This window comes from Listeria goaensis (genome assembly GCF_900186125.1).
Taxonomy (GTDB): Bacteria; Bacillota; Bacilli; order Lactobacillales; family Listeriaceae; genus Listeria; species Listeria goaensis.
The window spans coordinates 197,315-207,508 of sequence record NZ_FYBQ01000004.1; the positions used below are offsets into that span (position 1 = coordinate 197,315).

Below are 10,194 nucleotides of genomic sequence, written 5' to 3' on the forward strand. Positions count from 1 at the left end.
GTTACATCCGTTATATTATACCAGTTATCATGTGAAAATTACAGTCAAAACCATAATTGAGAACGCTTATCAAGTAAGGCGGTTATGCGTTTTTAAGAGGACGTGAAGTAAGTGAAAAAATCGAGAAACACAGCCCTAAAAAGGCGATGTTTCTCGACTTTGTATATCACTTACCAAATATATTCTTAATCGAATCGAGCAATTCCCCGGCGCCACCTAGTTGTTCGGTCACTTGATCGACGACGTTGTTTACTGGTTCGGTTACATTCTGGGTTATTTCTTCGGGATTCAATTGGTCGGTTGCGTTTTGAATCGTTTCCGATGCCGTTTCAGTTGCATTTTGCGCGGTTTCTTCGGTATTTGAAGCAACATCAGAAATTTTTTCTGCGCTTCCTCCAAGGAGTTCATTTACTTTGTCACCAGCTAGATTTTTTAAACTATCAAAAAGTGGCAATAGACTTCTCTCCTTTACTTTTGATTACCCGTAGTATAGCACAGATTTTTCGGAATCTTTCGTTTTGACACAAAAAGTAATCAGGAAGTAAAATTCTTTACAATTCAAGCAAACCTTTTTGTTGCAAATCAAAAAAATGTTCGTAGAAAGCGCCTTCGCGCAGTCCATATTGCGAGAAAACGAGCCGGTCAGAGTCCAAGAAGCGCATCAGCGCAATAAGCGGCGCCATTCCGGCTGCAATAATATCAGCTCTGTCGCGAGAAAGTCCGCCAATGTCGCCGCGACCTTTTAAGTTTTGTGATACCACTTCTTTGAAAATATCGTATACTTCAAAGTCGCGCATTTTAAAACCGTGCAAATTCTCAAAATCTAAAATTTCGCGCCGACGTCGTTCGATTTTGGCTATCGTTCGGTTACTTCCACCAAGGGCAACAATTGGCAAGTTATGTCCCCGGCGAAGCCACCAAACGCCCGTGTATAGTTTATCCATGAATGTCATAAGCGCAAATAAATCGCCGGCTGAAATCACATCTTTTTGGGTAAATCGCTCGCTTAGATTGACAGCGCCATACGGCAAACTGATAAGATTCACGGCCCGACCATTTTGGACTAAAACGAGCTCCGTGCTGCCACCGCCAGTATCAATAATGACACAATTGGTTACCGGCAATGTATTAATGATGCCCAAATAGTCGTAATACGCTTCTTTAGACCCTTCAATCACTTCTAATTCAACGTTCGCCTCCTTCTTAACGCGCTCTAAAAACTTCTTTTGATTGGTTGCTTGACGCGTGGCTGCGGTTGCTAGTGCGCGGAGCGTTAGCGAATCAAATTCAAGGCTTTTTTCCCGAAAGCGTTTTAATGCCGCAATAGTTCGTTTCATCGCATTGTCCCGAAGAATTTTTTCCTCCCCCATTTTTTCCGACAAGCGCACCATTTCTTTTTCTTGGCAAACGACCTCGAAAGTGGCATCATCGTTTATTTTCGTAATCGTCATTCGCACCGAGTTTGACCCTAAGTCAATTACGCCAAAGTGTTCCATACCTATTCCTCCTCATTTTCACGCCCAACAATAGGCTCAAATATTCGTGCTTGTATGTTTTTATCAGCTCGTTTTGCTAGCTTTTTCTTCGTCGCTTGGTCCATGAGCAATTCTTGGACGTTAAACGGTGGTCGACCGCGCTTGTCTAAACTTTGGTAAGAGCCGTCTGCGAGCAATTTCCGCGTTTTCACGTTATCGTGAAACATTTCTGCAAACTCCAGCTTAATTTGCTCTCGAATGGCTTTTTCACGAATCGGAAACATCAACTCCACTCTTCTGTTTAAATTGCGGTGCATTAAATCGGCGCTGGATAAGTAAAGCAAGTCGTCCCCTGCTGCGCCAAAATGATAAATCCGACTATGTTCTAAAAAGCGCCCAACAATGGAGTGTACTTCAATATTTTCACTCAGGCCGGGCACTCCAGGCTTCAAGCAGCAAATTCCGCGCACAATTAGCTTGATTTTAACGCCCGCAGAAGACGCTCTGTAAAGCGCTTCAATCATTTCCGAATCGGATAAAGAGTTCATTTTCATCTGGATAAAGCCGGGTTTTCCTTGTTCCACCGCTTTTATTTCGCGCTGAATCAGGTCAAGAAGCATGTCGCGCAACCAAAGTGGCGCAATCACAAGTTCATAGAAAAACGGGGGTTCCGAATAGCCTGAAAGCATGTTAAAAATGTTCGTGGCATCAATGCCCATTTCCGCGTTAGCCGTTAGAATTCCCATATCCGTGTAAAATTTCGCCGTCATATCATTATAGTTGCCCGTTCCCATGTGCATATAACGCCTGATGCCATCTTCTTCCCGCCGCACAACAAGCGTCAATTTACAATGTGTCTTCAATCCGACAAGCCCATAAATCACGTGGCAGCCTGCCTTTTCGAGTTCCTGCGCCCAGTGAATATTATTTTCCTCATCAAAGCGCGCCTTCACCTCTACAAGAACTGTCACCTGCTTCCCGTTTTCAGCCGCTTCGCCCAAATATTTAATAATTGGTGAATCACCCGACACTCGGTAAAGCGTCATCTTAATCGCCAAAACCGCCTCATCGGCTGACGCTTGCCGCACAAATTCAATCACCGGCTCAAATGAATCATATGGATGATGAAAAAAGTAATCCCGCTCCTTAATTTTTGCAAACAAATCAGCTTGCACCAAATCCGTTTCCACATATGGCTTAAATGGCTTATAGAGCAGCTTCTCGTCATCAACCGCACTCGCCAGCTTATTTAGAAACGTCAAATCAAGCGGTCCTTTAATCAAATAAATGTCCTCGTCACTCACTTTTAGAGCTTTTATTAGCCTTTTGTTTAAATGTTTACTAATATTCGCGTCGACCTCTAGGCGTATGACATTGCTACGTTCACGCTTTTTAAGTTGCTCTTCAATTTCTTTCAGCAAATCAGACGTATCTTTTTCCGCAACGTCCATATCCATGTTGCGCATCACCCGGTAACACGCGGTTTCTTTAATCTCGTAACCTACGAAAAAGCGTTGTAAATAATAGATGAGGATCTCCTCGAGTAAAATAAAATCGTGTTCGCCTTCCGTAGAGGGGAGTTTAACCAGCCGTGAGAAAATGTTTGGCACTTGAACTGTTGCGAATTCCTTCTTTTTTGGATTGCCTTCTTTGTGAATAAAGACTGCTATGTTGATGCTCGTGTTCACGATGAGTGGAAATGGTCTGGATGAATCGACGGCCATGGGGGTGACAACTGGGTAAACTTCTTGCTCGAAGAAATGATGCACAAATGTTCGTGCCCGCTCTGAAAGCTGGTCCATTTGCAGCAAGCGAATTTGCTTTTCCTGTAACCGTTTATTAAGCGTCCGATTCCAAGTTCGGTACTGCTTATCCACCATTTTATGTGTCACTTCGGTGATTTCTGTGAGCTGTTCTTTTGGCGTAAGCATTGCGGCATCGCGTTCTTCAAAGCCGACGGAAACCATTTTTTTCAAACTAGCTACGCGCACCATGAAAAATTCATCTAAATTGCTCGCCGTAATCGCCAAAAATTTAATCCGTTCAAGCAGTGGATTATTTTTATCACGCGCTTCTTCTAAAACACGGTCGTTAAAAGCAAGCCAGCTTCGTTCCCGATTAATGAAATTCACTTTATCCTCACTCATTTTTGTTCACCCTTTTCTTTCAAATGCGCTTTGATGCCGTATACTTCTTCAAAAAAGCCAGCTTTTTCATTAAAGGTCCACTTTTCAAGCATTAAATCATCGTCCGCCCACACAGAAATTAAAACATGTTCTTTTTTCAAAGAAAGCGAGATTTTCGTCACTTTTTGTTGATGGCTATCGTCCAAAGAATCGGCTAACCGTAAAATTGCTGTCAGTTTCGCTGTCGTGAGCCGGTTTTCAATCGGCAGCTTCTCAAAATGATGCAAATTGAGCGATGGCGTTTCCGTACTATGGTAACGCGCAATCGCGCCAACCATTTGGAGTTCCTCTGCCGATAAACCGAGAATTTCCGTCGCTAAAATAATATATTCTGAATGCGCATAATGATTATTCATATCAATGTAGCTTCCAATATCTTGCAAAATCGCGGCAATCTGAAGCAATAAACGCTCACGTTTTGTCAGTCCGTGAATCGGCTTTAATTGGTCGAAAAGATGCAGTGCAAATTTCTCCACCGCTTCCGCATGTTTTCGGTCCGTCTTGTACCGAACCGCAATATTTCGCGCCGACATCACAATATCTTTCGAAAAATCATGGGATAGCGTTAACTTTTTCTGCCGAATCATCTCCTCCACCAAAATCCCGTCCACAAGCTCCGCATCAGAAAGCAAAATTTCAGACGCCTGCGTCACCTTCAGAAGCTCTTTTAAAAGCATCGCCGACGGGAGTAACTGCGAAATCGAATCAAACGAAAGTTCATACTTTTTGGCTAAAACTTTTTCCGGAGTTTCCAGTATATGCGCATAAAGCGCGGCAAAATAGGCTTCTGTGATTTTATCCTCTGCCTTCTCTACAAAGGCCCTTTTAAAAAAAAGCAAGTCGGTGCCAATCAAAATGAAATGCTTATACGCTACGTCTTTCGGTGCAAATTGCGCATAATCACGGATTTTACTAAAAATAAAGTCCTCAAGTAAATCGGCAAAATTACTCGTCCGCTCCTTTAGCTCCGATAAAAGTTCCCGTACACGCAAGGGGCCGAGTTTAATATTTCGTGAGAACATAAAATTGCCTTCATCATAAACCGTAAGTTGAATGCTCCCCGTGCCAATATCAATGAGCATCGTGCCTTCTTGAATCAGCTCACTAAAATTTTTCGTCGCATTTGCTGCCGCCTGACTATGCAAAAATCGCTCCTCCGAATTGGACAACCATTTCAGTTCGAGCCCCGTCCTAAGCCGAATTTGTTCCTTTACATATTCCGCATTTGACGCTTCTTGAATCGCCGAAACAGCCACCGCTAGACTGTCCTCTATCGCATACTCACGCATAATATTAACAAAACCAGAAAGCGCAACAGATGTGGCTTCAACCGTTTCGAGCTCAATCTTCCCGCCATTAAAAATATCCGTCCCAATTGAAACCTCTGCTTTTATGTACTCTAAAACGGTTTGTTTGCGCATATCCATGATTTTTAAAATAACATTTTGTGAACCAACTGTAATGGCTGCGAACCAATTTGTTCCCATAAACTCTCACCTCCCGTGTTTCTTTCTATCTATATATCCTTTTGTAAGAAAGCCTAACCCTTTTTCCCATAAAAAAAGAAGCTCTTAGGCTCCTATTCTTTGCTCCATTTCGTATAATAAAATAATCCGATGATGAGTGCGAATACGCTCGCAAACGGGCGAATGTGGAACGTGGTATATGTGCTTGCAAAAACAAAACCCATAATCGCTGAAAATGCGGCTAGAAACAGCGAAAGAAACATGACAAATGACTGATTATCTTTATTGAAAAAGAAAATACCGCCAATAACTAGCAGTAAAATCGAGTTAATCCAACCTGCGACTTCTGTCAAATAGCCCGAGAATGCAAACAAATTTTCGTTTGGAAAATATACACCGTGATTTTCCGCTTCATTGATGATTCCAGCAATCGCAACGATTGCTAGCAAAATACCTGTTACTTTCTTTATCATGCTATTCCCTCTTAAAAATGACATATATTCCATTACATACAAATTTAACATTTTTGAGCGCAAAAGAAAACCAATGCGGAAGAAAAAGGGAAACCGCATTGGTTATTCTTTGGGAGATATACATCTTATGAAAAAGAGTATGTTATTAGCTTGTAACTCTATAGTACAATTCGCTTTTTACAAGACTATGTAAAAAGTATGAAAAAATAATGAACGTTTACTTTTTACTTAATTCTGCTTCTCGGTTTATGGTCGCCGCTACGCTATGCATCACAGTCGCAACAAACGCATCGTCCATCAAACTACTCACTCCGGCGATTGTCGTGCCTCCTGGCGAGCAAACTTGATCCACCAATTCATACGGATGAGTCCCGCTTTCCAAAATCATTTTGGAGCTCCCGAGCACGGCCTGTGACGCCATACGAAGCGCCTCTTTTTTCGCTAAACCAGCTTTAACCCCAGCCCTCGCAAGCGAATCAATAAAGATGTAGATGAACGCCGGCGAGCTCCCCGCAATCGCTGTAAATGCGCTGAAATTCTTTTCTTCGATAAAAGCAACTTCCCCAACGGCAGAAAAAATAGTCTCCACCGCTGTTTTGTCTTCATCCGTTGTAAGCGAATTTCCGCAAACGCCCGTCATCGATTCCCCGATTGTCGCGTTCACATTCGGCATGACGCGCATGATTTTTAAGTCAGATCCTGCCAGTTCTGCGAGCGCCGCGAGATCAAGTCCCGCTGCAATTGAAACGACGAGTGGTTTTCTCTCCGCTAAAACCGCTTTTAAATCTGGCAAAATCAATTCGAAGACATACGGTTTAACCGCAAGCACTACAACGTCCACCGCGCGAATTAAGTCTTCCGCCGTCTGTTTCACTTGAACGCCCGTTTCCAAAGCAAATGCCTCCGCTTTCGCCGCCGTCCGGTTGTAAACAAAAATATCCTCCGCGCGCATTTCCCGCACAAGTCCGCGAATAATTGCCGAAGACATGTTGCCAACTCCAATAAATCCCACTTTCATCTTAAAATCTCCCTTCTAGCACAAAATAGCGACCATCTTCTGAAATACCTTCCGAAACCTTCTTAAAACCCAATTTTTCGTAAAAAAGAAGCGCCTTTTTATTTTCTGCGACACACTTCAACGTAAAGGCATCATGCGAAGTAGCAAGCGCTGCCTGAATTAATTGCCGTCCAACCCCGGCACCCCGCGCATTTTGACTAACATACAAGTGGTGAATAAAATTCTCCGGCTCATAAATCCCGACAAATCCCAAAACCTCACCCGATTGTTCTAAAACGAGCACCCGCTCGCCGTCTGTATCCCGGTCAAAGTCTCTTTCGGAAATCTGCTCTTCTTTCTCCCAATCAAATTCCTTGGTGCGAACTTCATTATACAGCGCCCGAAGCGCCGTCAAGTCCGCATTTTCCATCTCACGTATTTTCAAAAACGCCACCTCACATTCCTTTAAACTATACCATCAGTTGCGCGATTGAACAATATAAATACGATTCGTTTCTTTGAAAAATCCCGTTCCAGAACTGGAACGGGATTTTTCAAGCAAGCCTTACTTACGAATTGGCTTCATTTTCATATTTTTTAACAACAGCTTCTTTTGGACGATCTTTAATAAAGAAACTTAAAATCATACCTAGCGCTGAGAAAATGACTGCCACTAAAAAGGCCGCCGTCATCCCATTTAAGCTCGCATCCAATGCTTTTTGCGCAAAGTCTTGCGGATTGGTCGCCATAAGTTCTTTTCCTGGCATATCGTTTTTGGTCACGTTCGTAAGCACCGTTATAAGCACCGCCGTCCCAATTGACCCCGCAATTTGGCGAATCGTATTATTCACAGCCGAACCGTGATTAATCAACTCATTCGGCAGTGCATTCATACCCGCCGTGCTGACCGGCATCATAACCATGGAAATCCCTAGGAAACGAATCGCATAAAATAGCATGATATACCAAAGTGGCGTATCCGCCGTCAAGAAAATAAATGGAATCGTTCCGGCTGTTAAAATTGTAAGCCCCGTAATCGCCAGCAATCTCGCGCCGATTTTATCAAAAATAATCCCTGTAATCGGACTCATAACCCCCATCACAAGTGCTCCCGGTAGCAGAAGCAGACCCGATTGAAGCGCCGATTCCCCGCGAATATTTTGAATATAAAGCGGCAACACAATTTCCGCGCCAATCATCGCCATCGTAACAATCGAACCTAGCACAACCGATAACGAAAACATCGGATAACGGAATACCCGAAACTCAAGAATCGGATTTTCAATTTTTAATTGACGGAAAACAAAAAGGAAAATCACAACAACGCCCACAATAAGCGTTGTAATCACCGTCGCATCCGACCAACCATCGTTCCCTGCAGAACTAAACCCGTAAAGCAAAGAACCAAACCCGATTGTGGATAAAATGATGGATAAAACATCAATACGCGTATCTTTCAGCGTAACCACTTTTTTCATACCGAAAAAAGCTAGAATTACGTCGAACACGGCAATTGGAACTAATACCCAAAACAGGACGCGCCAATCGTACGAATCAACAATCCACCCAGATAACGTCGGCCCAATTGCAGGCGCAAAAGCAATAACTAGACCCATAACCCCCATTGCAACCCCTCTTTTTTCACGAGGGAAAATAAGTAAGAAAATGGTTTGTAGTAATGGCATCATAATACCTGCACCAGCCGCCTGAACAATCCGCCCAGTTAATAACACTGGAAATGAACCGGCTAATGCCGCAATAACAGTCCCGATTGTGAAAACAACCATCGCCGTAATAAATAAAACTTTAGAACTAATTTTTTCAATTAAAAGAGCTGTAATAGGAATCATAATCCCATTTGTAAGTAAAAAGGCTGTCGTAAGCCACTGTCCTGTAGCTGCCGTAATATCCAAATCTTTCATAATCATCGGTAACGCCGTAGCTAGTAGCGTTTGGTTAAGTACCGCAACAAACGCACCAATTACCATCGTCACTACGAGGAGATTTCGATTAAACGGCTTTCCATGTACATCTACAGGTTTTTCCGCTGCAATAGTATTCAATTATAGTTCCCCTTCCTTCACTCGTTTTCCAAATGAATAAGAGTAGTATAATCTAATAAAACTTATAAGTCAATAAAAAATGACCAACCCGTACATTTATTTATAAAAGTGAATTAATTTGCATCTCGAGGACCTGAATTTCTCGGTCTAATGCTTTTGGTGCCTGCTGTTTCAAATAAAGCAGTGCGCCTTGAATCATAAAATCTCGTGGTGTTTCGCGGTTATTAATTTCCGAAAGGAGCGCATTGAGTGACTCCTTATACTGCCACTTGTCCGACTCCGCCACATCTTGCTCTTCAATTTTCCCTAAAAGTTGATCAATCGTTTTCCGAAGTTCCACCATTCTGCGCTTCTTAAGATCCAAATGGCTAGGAATAAAACACGCTACATCTTGCTCCGTAATTAAAATATCCCCTGTTTCCTTCAAATCCCCCACAACTGCGTCCATCCGGTTCAGCACATACTTCACAACATCCTGTATCCGTCGTTTCCCCTCCTCCGTCTTAGAAGTCGCAAACACAAACATAAATGTCATTCCAGTGAGCAGCATCGTCAAATCATTCACATACGGCCTAGTATCCTCACCATACACAAGTAAAATCTGATTTTTAATCCATTCCAAACTCCTCAAACGAACGCTCGCCAAAAACTGATTAAAATCATCATCAATCATCGCCTGTGAAAAACTAATGTTCAAAATCTCTGCATTCTTCGTATGAAAAGTAATCAAAAGCTCCACACAAGACGCAAAATTCTCCTTCATCCCCCCCGCCTGGTCCCCCATCGCCCGGTCCAGCTTCTGATAAAGAACAGAATACTCTTGTTTAAAAATAACAATAGCCAATTCCTCTTTAGAAGTAAAATAATTATAGAAAGTGCCTTTTGAAATCCCACTTGCCTCAACAATATCCGCTACAGAAGTCAATAAATATCCTTTTTTTCGAAAAATATTTTTCGCTTCTGTTATAATCCGCCGCTTTTTATCTTTCAAAATCTCAACTCCCTTAAAAATTTATACTACTAGTATAATAAAAAAATACATCTGGTTCAATCTTTCTTTATCACAAACAAAAAAACCTCGCAATCCACTGCAAGGTTTCAACCATTTAAATGTAATTCTGATGCCGGCTGCAAGAGTCGAACTCGCGACCTACTGATTACAAATCAGTTGCTCTACCAACTGAGCTAAGCCGGCCTATGAAGTAATTAATATCCAAGAAGCCACTTGCCGGGTTTGAACCGGCGACCTCTTCCTTACCATGGAAGCGCTCTACCAACTGAGCTAAAGCGGCAACTAATGCACAAAAAAATGGCTCCACAGGTAGGACTCGAACCTACGACCGATCGGTTAACAGCCGATTGCTCTACCACTGAGCTACTGTGGAATAATACATTGCCCGGCAGCGGCCTACTCTCACAGGGGGAAGCCCCCAACTACCATCGGCGCAGAGAAGCTTAACTACCGTGTTCGGGATGGGAACGGGTGTGACCTTCTCGCCATAACTACCAGACAATGAAAGAAAGAACGTTGTTC

9 protein-coding genes, 3 tRNA genes and 1 rRNA gene are annotated in these 10,194 nt (G+C 42.8%); all 13 read right to left on the reverse strand.

The window, feature by feature from the left end; all coding sequences use genetic code 11:
• Nucleotides 1-166 precede the first annotated feature (166 nt).
• The gene (locus CFT42_RS07285) at nucleotides 167-454 is read right to left on the reverse strand and encodes a hypothetical protein (RefSeq protein WP_088815797.1); all 288 of its coding nucleotides are present in this window, start codon (nucleotides 452-454) and stop codon (nucleotides 167-169) included.
• Between the two features lie 97 nt (nucleotides 455-551).
• Nucleotides 552-1,496 carry a Ppx/GppA family phosphatase gene (locus CFT42_RS07290; protein ID WP_088809659.1) on the reverse strand — a complete coding sequence of 315 codons (945 nt, stop codon included), beginning with the start codon at nucleotides 1,494-1,496 and terminating at the stop codon, nucleotides 552-554.
• A 2-nt stretch (nucleotides 1,497-1,498) separates the two neighbouring features.
• On the reverse strand, nucleotides 1,499-3,622 hold the full coding sequence (locus tag CFT42_RS07295; protein ID WP_088809658.1) for an RNA degradosome polyphosphate kinase: 2,124 nt from the start codon (nucleotides 3,620-3,622) through the stop codon (nucleotides 1,499-1,501).
• Nucleotides 3,619-5,148: a Ppx/GppA phosphatase family protein gene (locus CFT42_RS07300; protein ID WP_088815799.1), complete on the reverse strand. Its 1,530-nt coding sequence runs from the start codon at nucleotides 5,146-5,148 to the stop codon at nucleotides 3,619-3,621. The genes CFT42_RS07295 and CFT42_RS07300 overlap by 4 nt, the downstream gene beginning before the upstream one ends.
• Nucleotides 5,149-5,240: 92 nt before the next feature.
• On the reverse strand, nucleotides 5,241-5,600 hold the full coding sequence (locus CFT42_RS07305) for a hypothetical protein (protein ID WP_088809656.1): 360 nt from the start codon (nucleotides 5,598-5,600) through the stop codon (nucleotides 5,241-5,243).
• 217 nt (nucleotides 5,601-5,817) lie between these two features.
• Complete coding sequence (proC, locus tag CFT42_RS07310) at nucleotides 5,818-6,618, reverse strand: pyrroline-5-carboxylate reductase (protein WP_088809655.1); 801 nt, start codon at nucleotides 6,616-6,618, stop codon at nucleotides 5,818-5,820.
• Between the two features lies 1 nt (nucleotide 6,619).
• The gene (locus tag CFT42_RS07315) at nucleotides 6,620-7,042 is read right to left on the reverse strand and encodes a GNAT family N-acetyltransferase (protein WP_240310350.1); all 423 of its coding nucleotides are present in this window, start codon (nucleotides 7,040-7,042) and stop codon (nucleotides 6,620-6,622) included.
• A 124-nt stretch (nucleotides 7,043-7,166) separates the two neighbouring features.
• Nucleotides 7,167-8,660: an MDR family MFS transporter gene (locus tag CFT42_RS07320; protein ID WP_088809654.1), complete on the reverse strand. Its 1,494-nt coding sequence runs from the start codon at nucleotides 8,658-8,660 to the stop codon at nucleotides 7,167-7,169.
• A gap of 100 nt (nucleotides 8,661-8,760) precedes the next feature.
• On the reverse strand, nucleotides 8,761-9,651 hold the full coding sequence (locus CFT42_RS07325) for a TetR/AcrR family transcriptional regulator (RefSeq protein ID WP_088809653.1): 891 nt from the start codon (nucleotides 9,649-9,651) through the stop codon (nucleotides 8,761-8,763).
• Nucleotides 9,652-9,782: 131 nt separating this feature from the next.
• A tRNA-Thr gene (locus CFT42_RS07330) sits at nucleotides 9,783-9,855 on the reverse strand.
• A 24-nt stretch (nucleotides 9,856-9,879) separates the two neighbouring features.
• A tRNA-Thr gene (locus CFT42_RS07335) sits at nucleotides 9,880-9,952 on the reverse strand.
• An 18-nt stretch (nucleotides 9,953-9,970) separates the two neighbouring features.
• Nucleotides 9,971-10,045, reverse strand: a tRNA-Asn gene (locus CFT42_RS07340).
• Between the two features lie 10 nt (nucleotides 10,046-10,055).
• Nucleotides 10,056-10,171 (reverse strand): 5S ribosomal RNA (gene rrf, locus CFT42_RS07345).
• Between the last annotated feature and the right edge of the window lie 23 nt (nucleotides 10,172-10,194).

Coding starts and splice junctions, on each gene's coding strand:
- CFT42_RS07290 (WP_088809659.1), bottom strand. CDS start 1,496: ATGGAACACTTTGGCGTAATTGACTTAGGGTCAAACTCGGTGCGAATG.
- CFT42_RS07295 (WP_088809658.1), bottom strand. CDS start 3,622: ATGAGTGAGGATAAAGTGAATTTCATTAATCGGGAACGAAGCTGGCTT.
- CFT42_RS07300 (WP_088815799.1), bottom strand. CDS start 5,148: ATGGGAACAAATTGGTTCGCAGCCATTACAGTTGGTTCACAAAATGTT.
- CFT42_RS07305 (WP_088809656.1), bottom strand. CDS start 5,600: ATGATAAAGAAAGTAACAGGTATTTTGCTAGCAATCGTTGCGATTGCT.
- proC (WP_088809655.1), bottom strand. CDS start 6,618: ATGAAAGTGGGATTTATTGGAGTTGGCAACATGTCTTCGGCAATTATT.